This is a genomic window from Microbispora sitophila, from assembly GCF_014892245.1.
Taxonomy (GTDB): Bacteria; Actinomycetota; Actinomycetes; order Streptosporangiales; family Streptosporangiaceae; genus Microbispora; species Microbispora siamensis.
In genome coordinates this window covers 224774-246605 of record NZ_JADBGC010000009.1, presented here as the reverse complement: position 1 = coordinate 246605, position 21832 = coordinate 224774, and the positions used below count along the sequence as shown (strand labels likewise).

General features: G+C 72.2%; 18 protein-coding genes. 10 read left to right on the top strand and 8 right to left on the bottom strand.

Translation table 11 applies throughout. The features are described from left to right. The first annotated feature begins 21 nt into the window (after positions 1-21). From IL992_RS18685 to IL992_RS18670, 4 genes are all read left to right on the top strand, one after another. Positions 22-1011, top strand: a complete 990-nt coding sequence (locus IL992_RS18685) for an Acg family FMN-binding oxidoreductase (protein WP_193204635.1) — start codon at positions 22-24, stop codon at positions 1009-1011. A 430-nt stretch (positions 1012-1441) separates the two neighbouring features. Continuing rightward, the gene (locus tag IL992_RS18680; RefSeq protein WP_193204634.1) at positions 1442-4294 is read left to right on the top strand and encodes a beta-L-arabinofuranosidase domain-containing protein; all 2853 of its coding nucleotides are present in this window, start codon (positions 1442-1444) and stop codon (positions 4292-4294) included. A 77-nt stretch (positions 4295-4371) separates the two neighbouring features. Continuing rightward, entirely contained in the window at positions 4372-4983 is a 612-nt protein-coding gene (locus tag IL992_RS18675; RefSeq protein WP_193204633.1) for an Rv1733c family protein, read from the top strand. Positions 4984-5048: 65 nt separating this feature from the next. Then, the gene (locus IL992_RS18670; protein WP_193204632.1) at positions 5049-6752 is read left to right on the top strand and encodes a sensor histidine kinase; all 1704 of its coding nucleotides are present in this window, start codon (positions 5049-5051) and stop codon (positions 6750-6752) included. On the opposite strand, the gene IL992_RS18665 is transcribed toward IL992_RS18670, so the two are convergent. Beyond that, complete coding sequence (locus IL992_RS18665; protein ID WP_193204631.1) at positions 6753-7181, bottom strand: hypothetical protein; 429 nt, start codon at positions 7179-7181, stop codon at positions 6753-6755. It lies immediately after the preceding gene. Between the two features lie 171 nt (positions 7182-7352). Continuing rightward, the gene (locus IL992_RS18660) at positions 7353-7994 is read right to left on the bottom strand and encodes a response regulator transcription factor (protein ID WP_193204630.1); all 642 of its coding nucleotides are present in this window, start codon (positions 7992-7994) and stop codon (positions 7353-7355) included. A 137-nt stretch (positions 7995-8131) separates the two neighbouring features. On the opposite strand from IL992_RS18660, the gene IL992_RS18655 reads away from it, so the two are divergent. Together IL992_RS18655 and IL992_RS18650 are read left to right on the top strand one after the other, a co-directional pair. After that, positions 8132-9031 (top strand): universal stress protein, encoded by a 900-nt coding sequence (locus tag IL992_RS18655; RefSeq protein WP_226873371.1) that lies wholly within the window; start codon positions 8132-8134, stop codon positions 9029-9031. 15 nt (positions 9032-9046) lie between these two features. Further along, positions 9047-10057, top strand: coding sequence for a lactonase family protein (locus IL992_RS18650; RefSeq protein WP_193204628.1), 1011 nt, complete (start codon positions 9047-9049; stop codon positions 10055-10057). 4 nt (positions 10058-10061) lie between these two features. Here the strand turns inward: IL992_RS18650 and IL992_RS18645 are convergent, their stop codons facing one another. Genes IL992_RS18645 through IL992_RS18635 form a run of 3 tightly spaced genes read right to left on the bottom strand, consistent with a single transcriptional unit; the run spans position 10062 to position 12772 of the window. Continuing rightward, on the bottom strand, positions 10062-10892 hold the full coding sequence (locus IL992_RS18645; protein ID WP_226873303.1) for an SAM-dependent methyltransferase: 831 nt from the start codon (positions 10890-10892) through the stop codon (positions 10062-10064). A gap of 43 nt (positions 10893-10935) precedes the next feature. Then, complete coding sequence (locus IL992_RS18640) at positions 10936-11751, bottom strand: DUF4253 domain-containing protein (RefSeq protein WP_193204626.1); 816 nt, start codon at positions 11749-11751, stop codon at positions 10936-10938. Positions 11752-11800: 49 nt separating this feature from the next. Further along, on the bottom strand, positions 11801-12772 hold the full coding sequence (locus IL992_RS18635) for a helix-turn-helix transcriptional regulator (RefSeq protein ID WP_193204625.1): 972 nt from the start codon (positions 12770-12772) through the stop codon (positions 11801-11803). Between the two features lie 120 nt (positions 12773-12892). On the opposite strand from IL992_RS18635, the gene IL992_RS18630 reads away from it, so the two are divergent. The 4 genes from IL992_RS18630 (at position 12893) to IL992_RS18615 (ending at position 17584) form a co-directional block, all read left to right on the top strand. Next, positions 12893-14488 (top strand): peptide ABC transporter substrate-binding protein, encoded by a 1596-nt coding sequence (locus tag IL992_RS18630; protein WP_193204624.1) that lies wholly within the window; start codon positions 12893-12895, stop codon positions 14486-14488. Between the two features lie 7 nt (positions 14489-14495). Next, a complete protein-coding gene (locus IL992_RS18625; protein WP_193204623.1) occupies positions 14496-15425 on the top strand; it encodes an ABC transporter permease in 930 nt (309 codons plus the stop codon). Beyond that, entirely contained in the window at positions 15412-16251 is an 840-nt protein-coding gene (locus IL992_RS18620) for an ABC transporter permease (RefSeq protein WP_193204622.1), read from the top strand. Before IL992_RS18625 ends, IL992_RS18620 begins: the two co-directional genes overlap by 14 nt. A 61-nt stretch (positions 16252-16312) precedes the next feature. Beyond that, positions 16313-17584 (top strand): nucleotidyl cyclase domain-containing protein, encoded by a 1272-nt coding sequence (locus tag IL992_RS18615; RefSeq protein WP_193204621.1) that lies wholly within the window; start codon positions 16313-16315, stop codon positions 17582-17584. Between the two features lie 6 nt (positions 17585-17590). Here the strand turns inward: IL992_RS18615 and IL992_RS18610 are convergent, their stop codons facing one another. Genes IL992_RS18610 through IL992_RS18600 form a run of 3 tightly spaced genes read right to left on the bottom strand, consistent with a single transcriptional unit; the run spans position 17591 to position 21824 of the window. After that, the gene (locus tag IL992_RS18610) at positions 17591-18871 is read right to left on the bottom strand and encodes a M20/M25/M40 family metallo-hydrolase (RefSeq protein WP_193204620.1); all 1281 of its coding nucleotides are present in this window, start codon (positions 18869-18871) and stop codon (positions 17591-17593) included. After that, positions 18868-20706: a S9 family peptidase gene (locus IL992_RS18605; RefSeq protein ID WP_319018649.1), complete on the bottom strand. Its 1839-nt coding sequence runs from the start codon at positions 20704-20706 to the stop codon at positions 18868-18870. Before IL992_RS18605 ends, IL992_RS18610 begins: the two co-directional genes overlap by 4 nt. Continuing rightward, positions 20703-21824 carry a C39 family peptidase gene (locus IL992_RS18600; RefSeq protein ID WP_319018648.1) on the bottom strand — a complete coding sequence of 374 codons (1122 nt, stop codon included), beginning with the start codon at positions 21822-21824 and terminating at the stop codon, positions 20703-20705. Before IL992_RS18600 ends, IL992_RS18605 begins: the two co-directional genes overlap by 4 nt. Positions 21825-21832 lie beyond the last annotated feature (8 nt).

Genomic DNA, 21832 nt, shown 5'->3' with positions numbered 1-21832 from the left:
AGGCCCCAGGGGGAGGAGATCGTGAACACTCAGACGTCTGAAGGGATCGCGCAGGCGGCGAAGGCCGCGGTGGAGGCGGCCCTGTGGGCGCCGTCGATCCACAACACCCAGCCCTGGACGTTCGGCGTCTCGGGAGACGAGATCTGCCTGCGCGCCGACCCTGACAGGAAGCTGCGGGTCTCCGATCCCACCGGCCGCCAGATGACGATCAGTTGCGGCGCCGCGCTGTTCAACGTGCGGATCACGCTGCAGGCGCTCGGTTACGCGCCCGAGGTGCGGCGCTTCCCCGACCCGGAGCGCCCGCTGCTGCTGGCCACCGTACGCGTGCGACCGGGGCGGGAGCCGGGCGAGCACACCCGCCTGCTGCACGCGGAGATCGAGCGCCGCCGTACCCACCGGTCCGGGTTCACCGCTCTGCCGGTGCCGGATCCCCTGGTCGACGCGCTCGTGGCGGAGGCGGCGTCCGAGGACGGCCACCTGATGCCGATCGGGTCGGACGCCGCCGCACGGGTGCTCGCCGCGCTCACCGGCGCGGCCCAGGACGTGCAGTCGCAGAACCGGTTGTTCGTCCTCGAACTCATGCGCTGGGCCCGGCCGCCCGGCAGTTCACGCCGCGACGGGGTGCCCGCGGCGGGTTATCCGACCGATCCCCGGCGTATGTACCCCCAGCACTTCGCGCAGCGGGACTACGCCCGGGGCCTCGAGTGGGGGATGGCGCCGGACGAGCAGGTGTCCGCCTCGACGGGCCTCGTGGCGCTGCTCACCAGCACGAGCGACGGCCGGGAGGACTGGCTGCGCGCCGGCGAGGCGCTGCAGCGGATGCTGCTGCACGCCTCCGCGTACGGCCTGAGCGTCGCCTTCCACACGCAGGCATTGGAAATGCCGGAGTTGCGGGAGTTCATTCGCAGGCATCTGTGCTCGGGGGAGCCGCCACAGATGATCATGCGGCTGGGGTTCGTCATCGACGAGAGTCAGAGCGTCCGCCGCGCCGCCTCCGACGTATTGGAATGAGCGCTCAGCGCTGGTGGCCGCGCGTGCGGCCCGGCAGGGTGAGGAACGCGTGAGGAACGGGTGAAGAACCGCCACCGCCGCAGCCTCTTGACGCGCCCCGTGCGAGCGTTAACATTGCCGACACATGATCGGTGAGCGCAATGGCGCGGCCGGCCGGTGTGTGAACCCGGTGGGCCAAGCGCCGTCGCCTGGCCTGTCCATATCACCTCTGACCAGCGATAACGACCCCTGAGCCGCCGACCGCCGCTTCTGTGGCGGCCGTCGGCCCGGACTCGCGACCGAACCGCGGCGAGTGATCGTCCCCTACCTCCAAGTGATCTTATGTTAGCGCTAACAACTTCTGCCCGTGGTCCGCCGTCGGATTGATCCAGCTCAGACTCGCGAGAAATCGCACCACCAGACGCCGAGTCAACGACAAGGAGCCCCCGAAATGACCACTCCCATTCACCGACGTGACGTGCTGCGCTGGGCCGCCCTGGCCGCCGCCACCCCGCCCGCGCTCGCGCTGGCCTCCGTCGCCGGGCCGGGGACGGCCCAGGCGGCCGTCGCCCGCACCGCGACGACGGTGAGCGCGGCCGGCGGCGACTTCCCGATTCCCGCCGGATGGCGCGTGCAGCCCTTCGCGAACGACAGGGTCAAACTGGGTGACTCCCTGTTCGCCACGAACCGCGACCGCATACTGAACTTCCTGCGGGCCTATCCGGCCGACCGCATGCTGGCCAACTTCCGGGCCAACGCGGGGCTGGACACTCTCGGCGCGCAGCCGCCCGGCGGCTGGGAGGACGCCACCGGCAACCTGCGGGGCCACTACGCCGGGCACTTCCTCAGCGCCCTGGCCCTGGCGTACGCGGGCACCGGCGACGAGTTCTACAAGAACAAGGTCGACTACATGGTCACGGCGCTGGGCCAGTGCCAGGACGCCCTGGCCGCCAAGGTCGGGCAGCCCGCGCCGCCCCCGGCTCCGGTCGCCCGGGTGAACGGGAAGTTCGGCACCGCGGTCAAGCTGAGCGGCCCCCAGTACGTGGCGCTGCCCTCGGGCGTCCTGAGCGGGCTCGGCGACTTCACGATCGCCCTGTGGGTGAACCCCGCGGTGATCAGCACCTGGTCGAGGATCTTCGACTTCGGCACCGGCACCACCCGCAACATGTTCCTGGCCCTGAGCGCGGGGTCGGCGCCGCGTTTCGCCATCACCACCAGCGGCAGCGGCGGTGAGCAGCGGATCGACGGCACCAGGCAGCTGGCCGCCAACGCCTGGAGCCACGTCGCGGTCACCCTGTCGGGCGGCACGGGAACGCTGTACGTCAACGGCGAGGCGGTCGGCACGAACACCGGCATGACCCTCAAGCCCTCCGACCTCGGCACGACCGGCAACAACTGGATCGGCAAGTCCCAGTACGGCGACCCCCTCATGAGCGGGGCCGTCGACGAGTTCCAGATCTACGACCGCGCGCTGAGCGCGACGGAGGTCCAGGCCCTGACCACCAGCGCGGACGGCGGCCTGGGCGGCGGGAACGTGGCGTGGTACCGGTTCGAGGAGACCTCGGGCGAGACCGCGGCCGACTCCTCCGGCAAGGGGCGCAACGCCCGCCTGATCTCCGAGGCCACCGGGGCCCCCGGGCCGAGCCACCCCGGGTTCCTCGCCGCCTACCCGGAGACGCAGTTCATCCTGTTGGAGCAGGGCGCGACCTACCCGACGATCTGGGCGCCCTACTACACCTGCCACATGATCATGCGCGGACTGCTCGACGCGTACCAGCACGCCGGCAACGAGCAGGCCCGCGAGATCGTCCTGAAGATGGGCGACTGGGTCCACAGCCGGCTGTCCAAGCTCTCGCGGGAGCAACTGGACAAGATGTGGACCACGTACATCGCGGGCGAGTACAACGCGATGAACGCGGTGATGGCCGACCTGCACGCGCTGACCGGCAAGCAGGAGTACCTCGACACGGCCAAGTGCTTCGACAACACCGCGCTCAAGAACGCGACGATCGCGAACCAGGACACGCTGAACAGGAAGCACGCCAACCAGCACATCCCGCAGTTCATCGGATATCTCTCGGTGTACGAGCAGACCGGCGATCGCGACTACCTGACCGCCGCCGTCAACTTCTGGGACATGGTCGTCCCGCACCGCACCTTCACCGACGGCGGCCTTTCGGGCCCGAGCGACAACGGCGAGCTCTTCGGGGCGCGCGACGTCATCGTGGGCGCGCTGGGCGCCAACAACGCCGAGACGTGCGCGGTCTACAACATGCTCAAGCTGAGCCGGGGCCTGTTCTTCCACACGGGCGACCCGAAGTACATGCAGTACTACGAGCGGGGCCTCTACGGCCAGATCCTCGCCTCCCGGAGGAACGCCGACAGCACCACCGACCCGCTGCTGACCTACTTCATCCCGATGAGCCCTGGCTCGGTCAGGAGCTACGGCAACCTCGGCACCTGCTGCGGCGGCACCGGCCTGGAGAGCCTGACCAAGTTCCAGGACTCGGTGTACTTCAAGGCGGCGGACGGCTCGGCGCTCTTCGTGAACCTTTACATGGCCTCCGAGCTGACCTGGCCGGAGAAGGGCTTCAGGATCAGGCAGTCGACGAACTACCCGGCCGACCCTTCCGGCACCGTGACGCTCAGGGTCGACGGGTCGGGCCCGCTGGACCTGAAGCTCCGGGTGCCCTACTGGGTCGAGAAGGGGTACACCGTACGGGTCAACGGGGTCGTGCAGCGCCTCGGTGACGCGCCGAAGGGGTACGTCACGCTCAGCCGGACCTGGAAGCCCGGTGACGAAGTCAAGATCACGATGCCCTTCAGCCTGCGGGCGGAGAAGGCGCTGGACGCCCCGTCCATCCAGAGCCTCGCCTACGGCCCGGTGCCGATGGTCGCCCTGAGCGATGAGAAGAGCTACCGCGACTTCTCCTTCTACAAGGACCTCGGGCTGGACGGCGACCTGGCCAAGGCCATGACGCCCGCGGCGCCGATGACCTTCACGACCCACGGGCTGTCGCTGGTGCCCTTCTACATCGGGGACACCAAGCACTACCACGCCTACTTCCAGAGGCAGGAGCCCGAGATCGTCTTCGGGAAGGTGGATTCCGGCGTGCCGAACCGGGCCAAGGACGACGGCACCACGTTCCTCGACGCCGTCTGGGAGCAGGCTCCGTTCGGCAACCGGGGCCGGTTCCAGTCGGCGGTCGCCCAGGCCGCCGAGGAGTGGGTCGCCGCCGGCCTGCTGTCGCCCGCGGAGAAGGACAAGGTGGTGTCGTCCGCCGCCCGGGCGAAGCTGAGCTGAGCTGAGGCCGTCCGGGCGGGCGTGGACGGGCCCGCCCGGGGAAGTGGGACCTCCTGTGGCCCGACAGGAGGGGTGCCATGAGGTCGATCGCCCGCTGGGTCGTGTCGCGGTTACGCCGCTACCGGCCCGATCGCAACCCCCTGCGCCGCCGTTCCGATCTGATCGAGGCGGCGCTCGCGGCGGCGGCGCTGGCCGCGGTCCTGCTCGCCGCGTGGCCCGCGACGCTGGCCGCTCGTACGGTGTACGACGGCGGCGTCGCGGCCGAGCGGGTCGGGCCGGGAGCACGGCAGCTGGTCGAGGCCACCCTCGTCGAGGCCACTTCGATGGAGGAGGGCTCCGCCGTCCCGGCGGGCGGCCGCGGTCTGCCCGCGGTGGGCCCGGCGCGGTGGACGCTGCCATCCGGCGAGGTCCGGGAGGGCATGATCCCGGCGGCGCTCCTCCTGCGGGACGGTCCGGCGAACGCGCGGCTGTGGGTGGACGCCGAGGGCAGGCCGGCCGCGCCGCCGCCGCAGCGCGCCGAGACGGTCACGAGGGCGGGGCTGGCCGCCTTCGGCGTCGTGGCGGGCGCCGCCGTCCTGGCCTGGGCCTGCTTCGCGCTCGCGCGTCACTTGCTGGACCGCAGGCGCTACCGCGAGTGGGAGGTCGCCTGGGCGGCGGCCGACCGGAAGTGGCGCCGTCACCACATCTGAACGCGATCTGAACGTGCACCGGACCCCTGCGCCCACCGGGCCCCCTGCTGCCAGACTTTTGCACCATGACGGAGAACGAGCCGCGGTCGCTGATCCCCAGCATGCGATTGGACGACTTGCTGGCCGAGTTGCAGTCGCGTCTGGAGGCGGTGCTGGCCACCCGGGATCGGGTGCACGCGCTGCTGGAGGCGGTCGTCTCGATCGGCAGCGACCTCGACCTGGAGGTGGTGCTGCGGCGCATCGTGGAGACCGCCACGACGCTGGTCGACGCGACCTATGGGGCGATGGGCGTGATCGGGGAGGAGAACACGCTCATCCAGTTCGTCCCGGTGGGGCTGAGCGAGGAGGAGATCGCCGGGATCGAGCACTGGCCGCACGGGCTGGGCCTGCTCGGCCTGCTGATCAAGGAGCCGCAGACGTTGCGGCTGTCGGACATCTCCCGGCATCCCGAGTCGTACGGCTTCCCGCCCGGCCACCCGCCCATGGGCAGCTTCCTCGGGGTGCCGGTCCGGGTGCGCGACGAGGTGTTCGGCAACCTCTACCTCACCGAGAAGCGCGGCGGCGGGAACTTCGACGAGGACGACGAGGCGATCGTGGTCGCCCTGGCCACCGCCGCCGGAGTGGCGATCGAGAACGCCCGTCTGTACGAGGAGAGCCGTCGCCGCGAGACCTGGCTGCAGGCGTCCTCGGACATCACCACCCGCCTCCTGTCCGGCGGCGAGCCGCAGGAGGTCCTCACGCTGATCGCCCGGCGCGCCCGCGAGATGGCCGACGCCGACGCCGTGGCGATCCTGCTGCCGCGCAAGGGCGGCGACACCCTGCAGGTGGCTCTTGAGGACGGCGAGCCGGGGACGCGCCCGGCCGGCGGCGACCTGCCGATCGAGGGCTCGCTGTCGGGCCGGGCGTTCCTGAGCGGCGAGCCCCTCATGCTGGACGACCCCTCCGGTGGGGACGCCCACCTCGCCGGCACCGGCGACCACCTGGAGGCGGGGCCGGTGGCGGCCGTGCCGCTGGGCGCGGCCGGGGCCGTACGCGGGGTGCTTGCCCTGGTCAAACGCTCGGGACGGATGCCGTTCAGCCAGTCGGAGCTGCGCACGCTGCACGCGTTCGCCGGGCAGGCGGCCGTCGCGCTGGAGCTGGCCGAGACCCGCAGGGACGCCGAGCGGCTCGGCCTGCTTGAAGACCGCGACCGGATCGCCAAGGACCTGCACGACGTGGTCATCCAGCGCCTGTTCGCGGTGGCGATGACGCTGATGAGCGCGGTGCGGCTGGTCGAGCGGCCGGAGGCGTCCTCCCGGCTGCAGAGCGCGATCGACGAGCTGGACACCACCATCCGGCAGATCCGCTCGACCATCTTCGCCCTGCAGACCCCGCGCGAGGACGCCTCGCCCAGCCTGCGCGCCCAGGTGGTCGATCTGGTCGAGGGCGCCCGCGGTCACCTGGGCTTCATGCCGGGCCTGAGCCTGGAGGGCCGGCTCGACAACGACGTGCCCGCCGAGGTCGCAGAACACCTGCTCGCCGTCCTGCGCGAGGCCCTGTCGAACCTCGTCCGCCACGCCAAGGCCACCCGCGCCGACGTCGCCGTCCACGCCGGGGACGGGCGGCTGACCCTCGTGGTGGAGGACAACGGCGTCGGCATCCCGGCCGAGGGCCGCCGCAGCGGCCTGCGCAACCTCGGCGACCGCGCCGAACGGCTCGGCGGCGCCTTGACCCTCGCCTCTCCTGACGCCGGCGGCGCCCGCCTGGAGTGGAGCGTCCCGCTGGGCTGATCACTTCATGGTCTGGGAGATGTTGCAGGAGCGGCTGCCGGGGGCGCAGTAGGCGCCCTGGCTGGTGATCTTCCCGGCGGACGTGACGGCGGTCGACTGCGCGCCGCTCAGCAGCGAGGGCGTGTAGACGCCGTTGAGGTTCTGGATGTTCTTGCCGCGGCCCGATCTGTACTGCCTGGCGCTGGTTCGCCCGCCTCGGACCGCCTGATGACCGCGCGGGCCGGGCCGGGGCTTCGCCTTGGCCTTGGCCTTGGCCGCCGCCGCACCGGCCGCGGCCGCACGCGGCTTGTGGCGCAGCGGAGCGGAGGCCGCGTCCGCCGATTCCGGGACGGCGAGGCCCGCGATCGAGACGACGAGCGCGGCCACCGCGAGCCGCCGCGCCGCCGAGACGAGATCGGTTCGGAAGACGTCCGCGCAGTGACGAGACACCTGGCAACCACCTGCCCATGCGCCAGTGGATATAAGCGACATAGGGCATATGCCCGTACCGCTGGGGTCCCGTCGGCGTCCTGGGGAACTCCGGCACGGATGATTACCCTGTGCGGGCGCGTCGCCTGCTCGGTCCTGGCGGCTCGGTCCTGGCGGCTCGGTCCTGGCGGCTCAGTCCTGGCGGCCGGCCTTGAGGCGGGCGGCGAGTGCGGCGGCCTGGGTGCGGCGCTGCATGTCGAGCTTGCTCAGCAGGTTGGACACGTAGTTCTTGACCGTCTTCTCGGCCAGGAACATCCGCTCGCCGATCTGGCGGTTGGTCAGGCCCTCGCCGATCAACTCCAGGATCTGCCGCTCCTGGTCCGACAGCGCGGCCAGCGGGTCCTTCTTCGTGGCCTGGTCGCGCAGCCGGTGCAGCATGGCGGCCGTTGTCTGCGGGTCCAGCAGCGACTGCCCGCCGGCCACCGTGCGCACCGCGCCGACCAGGTCCGAGCCGTGGATCTGCTTGAGCACGTAACCGGCCGCCCCGGCCATGACCGCGTTGAACAGCGCCTCGTCGTCGGCGTAGGAGGTCAGCATCAGGCAGGCCAGGCCCGGCACCCTTGAGCGCACCTCACGGCAGACGTCCACCCCGTCGCCGTCGGGCAGGCGCACGTCGAGCACCGCCACGTCGGGCCGCAGCGCGGGGATGCGGGCCACGGCCGACTCGGCCGTTCCCGCCTCGCCGACGACCTCGATGTCGTCCTCGGCGTCCAGCAACGCCGCCACCCCACGCCGTACCACCTCGTGGTCGTCCACCAGGAACACCCGAATCATGTCTCTACGCTAAGCCGCGGGCGGGCCGAAGGTCCCGCAGGCCGGTGGCTTTCGCCCGGCGCCGCCGCCGGGGCCCGGGTGATCTGCTGGTGCCATGGGGTGCGCTCTGCGCACGCGGCGCGGGCCGCGTGAGTGAGATGAAGCAGGAGATCGTGGTCGCCTACGACGGCACACGGCAGAGCCGGGCCGCGATCGAGTGGGCGGCGGCGGAGTGCCGGGTCCGCCACCGTGCGGGCGTCACGGTGTGCCAGGTGTGGGACGGCCCCTACCCGGAGCGCGCCGAGGCCGTCGCCGCCGAGGAGCGCCGCCTGGCGGGGCTGCGGCTGTTCGAGGGCGTACGGCTGGCCGAACGCCTGCTGCCGGGCCGCGAGATCCGTCCCGTGCTCGTGCGGGGAGACCCGAAGGACGTCCTGGTCGGCCTCAGCAGGAACGCCGCGATGCTGGTCCTGGGCCACCGGAGCGTGCGCGGGCTGGCCGGGCTGCTGCGCGGCTCGGTCAGCGCGTACGCGGCGGCGCACGCCGCCTGCCCGGTCGTCGTGGTCGGCGCGCCGGCGTCCGCGACGCCCGCCGGCGGGGTGGTGGTGGGGATCGACGCGGCGCGGCCGGCCGGTCCCGAGGCGGACTCCGCCCTGCGCTTCGCGGTGGAGGTCGCCCGCGGCAGGTCGCTGCCGCTGACCGCGGTGTACGCCACGAGAGGGCGTGAGCCGGAGGGCGAACGGGCGCTGGCACGGATCGTCGAGCCGTGGCGGCTGCGCTGCCGAGGCCGGCCCACGATCGAGACCAGGGTCGTCGAGGCGCCGCCGCTGCCCGCCCTGGCGGCGTGCGCCCGGGAGGCGTGGCTGCTGGTGCTGGGCGCCCACAGAGTGGGAAGCCCCAGAGCGGGAAGCCCCAGAGTGGGAAGCCACGGCGCGGGAAGCCACGGCGTGGGGGCCCGGCTGCTCGGTTCGGTCGGGCAGGGCCTGCTGCGGCGCGCCGCCTGCCCGGTCGCGGTCGTTCACCCGGTATGGCCGATACCATGCGATATCCCAATAATTTGATCCTTTGGAGGGCGAATGTCCCGACCCGGTCTGGTGATCGGCGGATACACCCCCGACACGGAGGGGTCGGGTCCCGGCCTGACGGTGGCCCGGGCGCACGCGGACGGGCGGCTGGAGGCGGTGGCCGAGACGAGCGCCTCCGGGCCGTCGTTCGTCGTCGCCCACCCCCGGCTGCCGCTGCTGTACGCCGTGCTCGAACGCGCCGGGGACGGCGGTCTCGCGGTCTTCGCCGACGACCCCACCCCCCGGCTGCTGGCCGAGCACTCCAGCGGCGGCTCACTGCCGTGCCACCTGGCGCTCGACCCCGAGGGGCGGTGGCTGGCGATCGCCAACTACGGCGACGGGACCGTCACGGCCTACCGGCTGGGTGAGGACGGGATGCCCGAGCCCGGCCCGCTGACGTTCCGGCACGAGGGCCACGGCCCCCACCCGGACCGGCAGGAGGGGCCACACGCGCACCAGGCGGTCTTCGGGCCCGGCGGCGTGCTGTACGTGACCGACCTCGGCACCGACGAGATGCGCCGCTTCCTGCCCGGCATGCGCCCGCACCCGGACGGCCCCGTACGGCTGGCCTCCGGCAGCGGCCCCCGGCACTTCCTGCACCACGAAGGCCACTGGTACGTCACCGGCGAGCTCGACGGCACCGTGCGCGTCTACGACGCCGAGTGGCGGGAGGCGGGCGTGGTGCGGGCGAGCGGCGCCGTGGTGGAGAGCGGGGTGGAGAGCGGGGGGGAGAACCTGCCCTCCCACCTCGCGCTGTCGGCCGACGGCCGCCACCTGTACGTCGCCAATCGGGGGCCGGACACCCTGTCCGTCTTCGAGGTGGACGGGCCCCGCCTCACGATGGTGACCGAAGTGCCGTCGGGCGGAAGCTGGCCGCGCCACTTCGCGATCGACGGCGACCGCCTCTACGTCGCCAACCAGCGGTCCGATTCGGTCACCGTGCTGGCGCTCAAGGACGGGCTGCCCGAGCCGGCCGGTCAGGCGCTGGCGGTGGGGACCCCCTCGTGCGTACTCATCCGGTAGGTCGTCACAGCACCCGGCCGACGCCGCCGACGATCCACACCCGCTGGGCCTGCCCGGTGCTCTGCGGAACCTCCGGCCGCCACTGGCGGATGTAGACGACGCCGGGGTCGACGAGTTCCGTGCCGTCGAAGAAGCGCAGCACCTTCTCCCGATCCCTCGGCGCGTCGTCGGCCTGGGGCACGATCTGCCGGAACAGCTCGACGATCGGCCGGGCCAGCTCGGGACGGCTGTCGAAGACGGCGTGACCGACGGCCAGGTAGCTGCCCGGGGCCAGGTGGTCGCGCACGTGGGCCACGCACTTGTACGGCTCGACGGCGTCGGGAAGGTACTGCAGCCGGGCCGGGATCAGCACCCCGACCGGCTGCCCGAAGTCGATGAGCCGGAGCATCTCGGGGTCGGCCAGCATCTCCGCCGGGCGCAGGATCGAGCCGTCGACCACCCCGGTGCCGGGGTTGCGGGCGAGCATGGCCCGCGCGTGGTTGAGCACCACCGGGTCGTCGTCGACGTACACCACGCGGGCATCGGGCGCGAGCTCCTGGGCGACCTCGTGGGTGTTGCGCCGGGTCGGCAGCCCTGACGCCACGTTGAGGAACTGCCGCACGCCCTGGTCGATGAGGAAGCGCACCACCCGTTCCAGGAACTCGCGGGTGTCCACGGCCATCGTCTTGACCTCGGGCGCGATGGACATCAGCCGCTCGGCGAACTTCCGGTCGGCGGCGAAGTTGTCCTTGCCCCCGAGCAGGTAGTCGCTCATCCGGGCGATGTTCGCGGTGCCGGTGTTGAGACCCGCCACCTTGGCGGGCCGTTCGCCCCCGCTCGGCTCCGTGCCGCCCAAACCGCCTCCCTCACTCACAATCAGTCCGCCGGTAATTATCGCGTTAATCCCACCAGAACGACCAGGCATTCTGGCCCACGATCTGTTCGGCGTAGTCGGCCAGCGTGCCCGGGCCCTGCAGAATGCTGTCGGGGCAGAACGTCCAGTGCTCGGCCGCCACGTGCAGCGCGTGCGCGGGGGTGGCGGGCGGCGCGGCGACGCTGAGTTCCAGCGTGTTGAACCCCATGCCGACCACGCGCGCCCCGAACCGCTCCTCCCAGCTGCGCACGACGGCCGCCAGCGGCACGGTCCACTCGTTGTGGTGCAGCGCCCCCTGCCAGCCCATGGCGACCATCGCGTCGGCGCCGCGGTTCACCGCCGCGAGCCCCAGCGGCGTCATCCGCTCGGCCACCACGTCCGCGTACCAGTCGGCGACCACGTCGGGGTCGGCCACGAGCGCGGCGGGCGGCGCGATCCCCGGGCACTCGGCCCCGAACGGCGCGAGGTACGCCTCGTGGCCCAGCAGCAGGTCCTGCCACGCCTCGGCCATGAACCCGGCCGCGCCGTAGTAGTCGATCTGGCTGGGCGAGTCCGGCGCGATCTGCCCGGCCGACCAGGGCTGCACGCCGTCCTCGAGCAGCACCGGCCACAGGCCCGACCGGGGGTGCTCGGCGCGCAGCCGGGCCCACAGCCCGGCCGGCACCGGATCGTCGCTCAGCCAGAACGAGGGGCGGTGGTGGGTGCGCAGCTTGTCGTAGTCGGGGTCCGGCCACACGAGGGACCCGGACGGCAGGTCGACGGACAGCACCCGGCCGTCGCCGCCGTCGCCGAACAGCAGCTCCAGGCCCGTGGGGAGCCGCCGACGCTCGTGAACCGACATGCGCCAATAATGTCGGACCCGGCCTCGGCGCGTCCCGCGAGGGCGATCATTACGGGATGTCGAGCCGGCACAGCCCCTCGGCGAGAACCTTCGTGGTCAGGCGCGTACGGCTGTCGCAGCCCAGCTTGGCGAAGATGTGCTCCAGATGGGTGGTCACGGTGCGCACGCTCAGGACGAGCGCGGCGGCGATCTGCGGGTTGGAGTCGCCCTGCGCGACCCGGGTGAGCACCTCTATCTCCCGCGAGGTCAGGTCGTACGGCAGGGCGCACGGGCGCTCGGCGATGACCGTGCCCTGGATGGAGCCGTGGAAGCCCACGCCTGCCCGGTGGAGGCGCAGCTCGCGCCACTGGCCGGTGCCGTCCAGCCACAGCCCCCGGCGCGACAGCTCGCGGGAGTCGATGAACGCCCTGGCCAGCTCCGCCATGGCCGGCTCGGCGGCGAGCGCCTCCGACGGGGGCCACCCGGCCACGTCGCGGCGCCGCCCGCCCCGTTCGTACGCCACGGCGTGGAAGCCGGGCGGCAGGCCGAGCGGGTCGATGACGCAGCGGGTCACGTCGGTGAGGTGGGCCAGGGCGGGGGAGACCGCGCTGATCACCGCGGGCGCCTCGGGCGGCAGGTCCTCCCGGGAGCTGACGTGCAGCAGCCCGGTGTAGCGCCCGCCGGTCAGGAACAGCGGCGTTGTGATCCCCGCGCGCCAGCCGTACGGCTCGAGGTGGCGCCGGAAGTAACGCTCGGTGCCGGGGGAGCCCATGACGACGGGCGTGCGCAGCGACATGGCCCGGCGGTAGGCGTCGAGCCGGGCGTACTCCTCCGCGGCGTCGTCGTCCACCCGCGTGTACCCCGACGACACCAGCGACCGGTGCCGGCCCGTCGCCGGGTCGAACGCGACGAACTCGTAGGCCTCCACGGGGATGACCTCGCCCAGCGCGGTCATCGCCCCGTGCGCCCCCTGCCGGGCCACCTGAAAGCCCAGTTCGGCGACGGCGTGCAGGCTCCGCGCGCTGAGGCTGATTGCATCCATGGATCCTCCATGCTCAGCGTGCCGGGTAAAGGTTGCGCAAGGAATACGTAAAGTCTCCGATGCAGTCGGCGGCCCCGTTTCCTACCCTCACCCGCAACACGACGGAGAGGCGGAGGACCAGTGAGGGTCACGAGAAGCCGGGCGGCCGCCCTCGCTGTGGCGGCCATCATGCTGAGCGGCGGGTGCGGGGGAGGGTCGTCGTCACAGGGCGGCGGCAAGGAGGCGAACGCGTTCTCGGTCGCTCTGACCGAACCCGACCATCTCACCCCGGGCAACACCTCCAGCGACTATTCGATCACGGTGCTGGACACGCTCTTCGAGACTCCGGTCTCCATCGACGCCGCCAGCGGCAAGCCCGTGATGCGGGCGGCCGAGTCGGTGACCAGCACCGACCAGAAGGTCTGGACGATCAAGTTCAAGGCGGGGCAGAAGTTCAGCAACGGCGAGCCGGTCACGGCGCAGAGCTTCGCCGACTCCTGGAACGCCACCGCCTACGGCCCGAACGGGTGGACCAACAACTACTACTTCGCCAACATCGAGGGCTACGACAAGCTCAACCCCGAGAAGGGCGACCCGTCCACGGACAAGATGAGCGGCCTCAAGGTGGTGGACGACACCACGCTCGAGGTGACGCTCACCGCGCCGTTCAGCCAGTTCCCGATCACGCTCGCCTACATCGCGTTCGCGCCGATGCCGAAGGCGGCGTTCGGCGACCTCAAGGCGTTCGACCAGGCCCCGGTCGGCAACGGGCCGTTCGTGCTCGACGGCGCGTGGGAGCACAACAAGCAGATCAAGATCAAGCGGTCCGCCTCGTACGCGGGCGAGCGCAAGCCCAAGGCGGACGGCGTCACCTTCAAGATCTACGCCAGCCGCGACACGGCGTGGACCGACCTGCGGGCCGGCCGGGTCGACCTGATGACGACGGTCCCGCCGGCCAGTACGGGCGAGGCGAAGAAGCTGCTCGGCGACCGCTTCGTGCAGACCCCCGACGGCACCATGGACTACCTGGGCTTCCCGACCTTCGACAAGCGGTTCGCCAACGCCGATCTGCGCAAGGCGTTCTCCATGGCCATCGACCGGCAGGCCATCGTGGACGCGGTCTACGACGGCGCGTTCAAGCCGATGGCGTCGCTGCTGGCGCCGCTGGTGCCCGGCTACCGGGAGAACGCCTGCGGCGAGGCGTGCACGTACGACCCGGCCAAGGCCAAGGCGCTGTTCGACAAGGCCGGCGGCTTCAGCGGCACGCTGACCCTGTGGTTCTCCAACGCCGACCCGAGCTACGAGCAGTGGATGACCGCCGTCGCCAACCAGCTGAAGCAGAACCTCGGCATCTCGGACATCAAGTTCCGCAAAATCCCGGCCGCCGACTACCTGTCGACCCTGCGCCAGCGCAAGGAGGACGGTCCGTACCGCAACAACTGGGTCATGGACTACCCGAGCCCCCAGGACTACCTCGAGTACATGTGGGGCGCGGGCAACCGGATGGGCTGGGAGAACAAGGAGTTCGACGACCTGATCAAGCAGGCGAACTCGGCGCCCAGCCTGGACGCGAGCCTGCCGCTCTACCAGAAGGCCGAGGACGTCGCGCTGGCCGAGATGCCGATGATCCCGCTGTGGAACTGGCAGAACCAGATCGGTTTCACCAGCCGGCTCAGCGGCGTCGACGTGAGCCCGTACGGCAAGAACCTGTACACGATCAGCGTGAAGCAGGGGTGACACGAGGGTGAGGTACGCCGCGCAGCGCCTGGCCCAGGCGATCCCGGTGTTCTTCGCGACCACCTTCCTGATCTACACGATGGTGTTCGCGCTGCCGGGCGACCCGATCCTGGCGCTCGCGGGCGACAAGCCGGTGCCCGCGCAGGTGCTCGCGGTCATGCGGGCGCGCTACCACCTGGACGACCCCCTGCTCGTCCAGTACGGCCGCTACATGCTCGGGGTGTTCCAGGGCGATCTGGGGGAGACCTTCACCGGCCAGCCGGTGAGCGAGCTCCTCCAGGACCGGTGGGCGGTCACCGCGCAGCTCGCGCTGACCGCCTGGGTCTTCGAGCTCGTCGTCGGCATCGGCCTCGGCGTCCTGGCCGGGCTGCGCCGCGGCGGGGCCGCCGACACGGCGGTCCTCGCCGGCACCACGTTCGTCATCGCGGTCCCGGTGTTCGTCGTCGGGTACACGGCCCAGATCGTGCTGGGCCTCAATCTGGGGCTGTTCCCGACCGCGGGGACCGAGGAGGGCTGGCCGGGCAGCTACCTGTTGCCCGGCATGGTCCTCGGCTCGTTCGGCCTGGCGTACGTGGCCAGGCTCACCCGCACCTCCCTCGTGGAGAACCTGCGCGCCGACTACATCCGCACGGCGACCGCGAAGGGCCTGTCCCGGCGGCGGGTGGTGGGATTGCACGCGCTGCGCAACTCGCTCATCCCGGTCGTGACCTACCTCGGCGTCGACTTCGGCAACCTCATGGCCGGGGCGGTCGTCACCGAGGGCATCTTCAACCTGCCCGGCATCGGCCAGCAGGTGTTCCAGTCCATCCAGCTCCAGGAGGGTCCCGTCGTCGTCGGCGTCGTCACCCTGCTCGTCATGATCTTCATTCTCGCCAACCTGGCCGTCGACCTGCTGTACGGCGTGCTCGACCCGAGGATCCGCCGTGCTCGCGCGTGACGCCTGGCTGGAACTGCGCGGCAGGGTGGTCTTCTGGTTCTCCACGGTCGTCCTGCTGGTGGCCCTGGCGATGGCGGCCTTCCCCGGGCTGTTCGCCCGCCTCGGCCCGAACGAGGCCTGTGACCTGCGCATGTCGAAGCGCGGCCCGGCGGGCGGCGCGCTGTTCGGGTACGACCTGCAGGGCTGCGACTACTGGTCGCAGGTCGTGCACGGCACCCGGGCGTCCATCGTGGTCGGCGTCTCGGTCACCGTCTTCGCCCTGCTGATCTCCATCGTGCTGGGGCTGGTGGGCGGCTACTACGGGGGCGTCGCCGACGCGCTCATCTCCCGGCTCACCGACGTGTTCTTCGGCATCCCGTTCGTGCTGGGCGCGACCGTCGTGCTGGTCGCCTTCCCCGACCACGGGATGTGGGCGATGACGCTGGTCCTGGTGCTGCTCGGCTGGACGACCATGACCCGGCTGATGCGCGGCCAGGTGATCGCGGTCAAGGACATGGACTTCGTCGCGGCGGCCCGCATGCTGGGCGCGAGCGACCGCAGGCTCATGGTGCGGCACATCCTGCCCAACTCCGTCGCGCCGGTCATCGTGGTGGCCATGCTGAACGTCGGGAACGTCATCGCGGGGGAGGCGACCCTCGACTATCTCGGCGTCGGCCTGCAATATCCCGACGTGTCGTGGGGCCTGCAGTTGAACATCGCCCAGACGTTCTTCGCCGAGCACCCCCACCTGCTGGTCTTCCCGGCGTTGTTCCTCACCGCGACCGTGCTGAGCTTCCTCATGCTCGGCGACGTGGTGCGCGACGCCCTCGACCCCCGCCTGCGCTGAGGCTCCAGCTTCGTCACCCGAAGTCCCGGAACGAACACGGTGCGTGCGTTAGCGTGCGCCCGTGTCCACCGATCTCCCCGCCCGGCACGACCCGGGAGCCTTCGACCTCGCCAGGGACGCGGCCCCTGGCCTGCCGCTGACGCTCGTGGAGCGGTGGCGGGCGAGCGGCCGTACCGCCGCCGACGCCCGGCGCCTGCTCGGCGCGCACGTCACGACCGGATACAGCGTGGTGTCCGACTCGGCCGGGCTGACCAGGCTGAGCCGCAGCCTCGGTCTGCTGGAGGTGCTGGCGCTCATCGACGGCCCGAAACGCGTCCTGCACGCGTACGGGACCGGCGCGGGCGGCCGGGCCGTGGGCGTCTGGGCGGCCGACAACGCGCAGATGTTCCATCCCGCCTCGACCGGCGCGGGGACGCTGCTGTCGGCGCTGCTGCGGGCCCAGGACGAGATCGGGCGCACCTGCCGGATCCGCGTCGGCATCGGCGTCCACCACGGCGACTACTACGACCTGGACGGCGGCCTGTACGGCCCCGAGGCCGACGCGATCGAGCACCTCGCGGAGAACCACACCGAGGGCGGCGAGATCGCGGTCACGGCGGCGGTGGCCGAGCGGCTGCCCACCGGCCACGGCTTCGTCCTGCGCCGCAAGGACGGGCACGACGGGCGGGACGGGCCTCTGGGCGCCGTCTACCGGGTGCTCGACGGCCCGCGCGCCGGCGACGCGGCGCCCCCCGGCGGCTGGTACCCCATCCCCTATCCGGCGGCCTTCTACGAGGACCTGCTGCGCCTCGACCCACAGGACGCCGGGGCACAGGACGCCGGGCTCGCCGCGACGCTCGCGGAAAAGCACCTGCGGGAGCGGACGGTGGTCCTGGTCGAGCGCGGCGAGGCAGGGACGGGGAACGACGCTTCCGAGGTCGAGCTGCTGCGGAGTCTCGACCTGTCGGCCCGCATGCGGGAGATCGGCCTGCGCCTCCTGCCCGCGGAGGGCGCCGTCGAGGTCAAGGTCGCCGGTCCGCTGGCCATCTACCTGTTCGACGATCCCGGCCCCGCCGTGCCCTTCGCCCTGGACCTGCGCGCCGCCCTGGCCGAGGCCGGGATGACCTGCCGCATCGGGCTGGACAGCGGGCCGGTGCTGTCCGGGCGGACGCCGGACGGCGGCCACGACGTGGCCGGCGCGCCGGTGAACCAGGCCTCCAAGATGGCCCAGGACCTCGCCGCTCCCGGCCTGGTCTGCCTGAGCGAGGCGGTCGCCGCGCATGCCGACCTGGACGGGTTCGCCCTCGTCCGGCACGCCGTCTCCGGCGTGGACCTGACCTTCTACCAGAACTGATCGCTTCTACGACGGCGCGACGAGCAGCCGGTCGAGGACGCGGACGCCGAACTCCAGGCCCTCGACCGGCACGCGCTCGTCGAGGCCGTGGAACATGCCGAAGTAATCGAGGTCCGGCGGCAGCAGCAGCGGCGCGAAGCCGTACCCCCTGATGCCGATCCTGGCGAACCACTTGGCGTCGGTGCCGCCGGTCATGACGTACGGCACCGGCCTGCCGGCGGGGTCCTCGGCGAGCAGGGCGGCGGTGAGCTCGTCGAACAGGCCCTCGGCGGGGGAGGAGACGGCCTCCTCGAAGCTGACGAACTCGCGGGTGACCTTCGGGCCGAGCAGCCGGTCGACGGTCTCCAGGAACTCGTCGCGCTGCCCCGGCAGGAACCGGCCGTCCACGTGGGCCTCGGCCGTGCCGGGGATCACGTTGACCTTGTATCCCGCGTCGAGCATGGTCGGGTTGGCCGAGTTGCGCAGCACGCCCTTGAACAGGGCGGCCGCGCGGGGAATCCGCTCGATCTCCTCCTCCAGCCGGTCGACGTCGATTGGCCGGCCGAGCGCGCGCGACAGCTCCTCGATCAGCCGCGCCACCTCGGGCGTCAGCCGTACGGGCCAGGGGTGGTCGGCGAGGCGGGCGAGGGCCCGGGCCAGCTCGGCGACGGGGTTGTCCACGGCGGGCTTGGACCCGTGACCGGGCACGCCGCGGGCCGTCAGGCGCATCCAGGCGGTGCCGCGCTCCCCGACGGCCACCGGGTAGACGCGGACGTCGCCCTCATACCAGGAGAAGCCGCCGGACTCGCTGATCGCCTCCGTGCAGCCCTCGAACAGGTCGCGGTGCCGCTCGACCGCGTGGCCCGCGCCGTACTCGCCGGTGGACTCCTCGTCGGCCAGGAACGCCAGCACGAGGTCGCGCCTGGGGCGCACGCCCCTGCGCGCGTTCTCGCGGGCCCAGGCGAGGGTCATGGCGAGCGTGCCCTTCATGTCGACCGCGCCCCGGCCGTGCACGCAGCCGTCCTCGATCTCCCCGGAGAACGGGTGCGTACGCCATTCGGCGGGGTCGGCGGGCACGACGTCGAGGTGCCCGTGCAGGAGCAGCGCGTCGGGGCTGTCGCCGGGGATGCGGGCCACCACGCTGGTGCGACGCGGCGCCGACTCGAACACCACCGGCTCGATGCCGACCTCGGCGAGCAGGGACGCCACGTACTCGGCGGCCCGCCGCTCGCCCGGCCCGTCGCCGGACCCGTCGTTGGTGGTGTCGATCCGCAGCAGTTCCGAGCAGATCGCCGCGACCTCGCTCACGACATGCCACCTTCCAGCTTCAGGGGCGGGACCTCGGGCGTCGGGAAGCCGAAGACGATCCCGTAGAACGCCAGCTCGGCCTCCAGGGCCCGGACGATGGTCTCCTCACGCCGCCACCCGTGCTGTTCCCCCTCGAACGTGAGGTACGCCCACCGGTGCCCGTGGCGGGCCAGCGCGGCGGCGAAGCGCTCCGACTGCGCCGGATCGACCACCTTGTCCTCCAGGCCGTGCAGGAGCAGGGCCGGGCCGGACGCCCGTTCGGCGTGCAGTTCGGGCGACCTGTCGAGGTAGCGCTGCCGGGTCTCGGGCAGCGGGCCGATCAGCCCGTCGAGGTAGCGCGACTCGAAGTCGTGCGTCTCCGCCGCCCAGTGTTCGGGGTCGGAGATGCCGTAGTGGGACACCGCGCCGCAGAAGACGTCGCTGTGGACGAGCGCGGCCATCGACGTCCAGCCGCCGGCGCTGCCGCCTCTGATCGCCACCTTCTCCGCCCGTCCGCTGTCCAGCAGCCACCGCGCCACCGTCTCGCAGTCGCGCACGTCGACCACGCCCCAGTTGTGCCGCAGCCGCTCGCGGTAGGCCCGGCCGTAGCCGGTGGAACCGCCGTAGTTGACCTCGGCGACGCCGATCCCCCTGCTGGTGAAGTACGCGATCTCCAGGTCGAGCACCGGCGGGGCCGCGCTCGTCGGCCCGCCGTGCACGAACACCACGTACGGCGCGGGCCCGTCGCCCGCCGGGGCGTACAGGTGCGCGTGGACCCCGTCGACGGTCACGGCCTCGGGCGTGGGCAGCTCGGCGGCCGCGGGCACCGGCTTGCCCGGGGACAGCACCTCGTGCGCCCCCGTCTCCAGATGGACCCGCACCACCTCGGACGGCCGGTGGGGCGAGGCCGCGACGCCCACGACGTGGGAGCCCCGGGCGGACAGGGCGGGCGCCCAGTAGGTGTAGCCGCCGCCGACGTCCCTGATGGATCCGGTTGCCCCACCGGCCGGCACAGGGGCGTCGATGACCCCGAGCCGCCGCTCGTCGGCCGTGCCGTACACGGTGGCGATCCGTCCGTCCGCGACGGCGAAGAACGTGCCGCCGATCTTCCAGGTGGCATCGCCGAACTCCAGCGGCACCGGGGTCAGGTCGCGGGCCGTGCCGTCCATGCCGACGAGGTGGATGTTCCACCAGCCGGTGGGGTCGCTGACGGCGTACAGGCTCTCGTCGTCGCGCCACTCGGCCTGACAGGTGGACGCCCCGGACAGCAGGACGCGGTGGGGACCGCCGTCCACCGAGCCGACGCAGAGCTCGGTGGCGTCCCACGGCATATCCGGATGGTTCCAGCCGATCCAGGCGAGCGACCGCCCGTCCGGCGAGACGCGCGGGTTCATCAGGAAATGATGGGTCTTCACCACGCTGCGCAGGGGGGAGCCGTCGAGCGGCACCGCGACGATGTCACGCTCCCCGCTGCGGGCGTCGCCCCGCTCGCGCACGCACCACACCTCGTCGCCGTGGACGACGAGGTCGGCGTAGCGGGCGGGGTCCTCTGGGGTGAGCGGCACCGGCTCCCCGCCGGGGGAGCACAGGTAGATCCGGCCGTCCGCCCAGTTGGTGAACACCAGACGGCCCTCGTGGGCCCGCCAGGACCGTCCGCCGTACTCCATGACCCGGTTCCTGGCGTTCCAGCCCTGCGGGAGCACGTCCTCGATCACGCCGTCGGCCCTGCGCCGCACCACGCAGCGCCGGCCGCCCTCCCGCGGGCGCGGCTCGTCCCACCAGACCTCGTCTCCCGAGATCTCCACCCACAGCGGGCGGTCGTCCACCCGCGCGACGTCGACGGCCCGAATGGTCACCAGTTCCCCCCGGAGTCTGGAAGCGGAGTGCCGGGGGGATGCACGATGTGCGCGATCCCCCCGCTGCTCGTGGCGCGCAGCCAGACGCTCTCGAACGCCGTGCGCGGGTATACCCGCCGCACGCCCTCGTCGTCCGGCGCGGCCGGATCGTTCGCGATCACGTCGCCGTCCGCCGTGAATCCGGTGACGACCATGAGGTGTCCGCCGGTGGAGTATCCGGAGCCGGGAAGCTCGTGATCGCGGAACGCCTGAGAGGTGATCACCGGGATCCCGGCGGCGATGAACCGCTCCAGCTCGGCCAGCGAGCGCAGCCGCGTCACGAAGCCGTCCAGCCCGTAGCGACCGGCGTACGCGACGCCGAAGGGCCAGTTGCCGGTGCCCTGGTAGCTGTGGTCGTACATGTCGCGCGCGGCGTGGTCCACGGCCGGGCACGGGTCGCCGGGGCTGACCCAGGCGAGGTCGGCCGGGGCGGGCCCCAGCCCCCAGTAGCCCAGGACCATCGTGAACGACGCGGGGCTGCACCAGGACTCCCCGCCGCCGTCCCACTGCGGGTAGTGCCCCACGTGGACCTTCTGCGAACGGCGCGGCACGTCGAGCTCGACCGCCCGCGGCCCGGGCGGGCCGCCTCTGCCCGCCTGCCCCACCGCCGAGGCCATCACGGTGAGCGAACGCACGCCGCCGCCGCTGCCGTACAGGGTGACGCGCACGCGGTAGGACGTGACGGGGCGGGCGGCGACGAAGGTGTCCACGGCGACGTCCCCGTCGGCGTCACCCTGCCCGGGCAGCGACGTGCGATGGATGTCGGCGTCGGTCTCGGCCCACCGGCCCATGACGTACCACTTGGTGAGCTCGCCGGTGACGGTCCGCGCCTGGATCTCGATCTCCAGCCAGGCGCCGGGCGGCGCGGCGGCCGTCCACGACGGCACCAGCTCGGTGGCCGCGAAGCCGATCTCCCGCTCCGGTGACGTCCAGCGGAGGTAGGGCCACTCCCGCTCGCCGCCGGGCGCGAACGGATCCAGATATTTCGCCGTCCCCGTCTCCCGGGCCTCGACGGACCACCGGTGGAGGACGACGGGGCTCACCTGGGGGCTCGGTCCGGCCGACAGCAGGGTGACCACCTCGCCGA

Bases quoted from the DNA above. Each gene is read 5' to 3' on its own strand.
- IL992_RS18670 (WP_193204632.1), top strand. From the start codon at position 5,049: ATGACGGAGAACGAGCCGCGGTCGCTGATCCCCAGCATGCGATTGGAC.
- IL992_RS18655 (WP_226873371.1), top strand. From the start codon at position 8,132: ATGAAGCAGGAGATCGTGGTCGCCTACGACGGCACACGGCAGAGCCGG.
- IL992_RS18650 (WP_193204628.1), top strand. From the start codon at position 9,047: ATGTCCCGACCCGGTCTGGTGATCGGCGGATACACCCCCGACACGGAG.
- IL992_RS18675 (WP_193204633.1), top strand. From the start codon at position 4,372: ATGAGGTCGATCGCCCGCTGGGTCGTGTCGCGGTTACGCCGCTACCGG.
- IL992_RS18640 (WP_193204626.1), bottom strand. From the start codon at position 11,751: ATGTCGGTTCACGAGCGTCGGCGGCTCCCCACGGGCCTGGAGCTGCTG.
- IL992_RS18680 (WP_193204634.1), top strand. From the start codon at position 1,442: ATGACCACTCCCATTCACCGACGTGACGTGCTGCGCTGGGCCGCCCTG.
- IL992_RS18635 (WP_193204625.1), bottom strand. From the start codon at position 12,772: ATGGATGCAATCAGCCTCAGCGCGCGGAGCCTGCACGCCGTCGCCGAA.
- IL992_RS18660 (WP_193204630.1), bottom strand. From the start codon at position 7,994: ATGATTCGGGTGTTCCTGGTGGACGACCACGAGGTGGTACGGCGTGGG.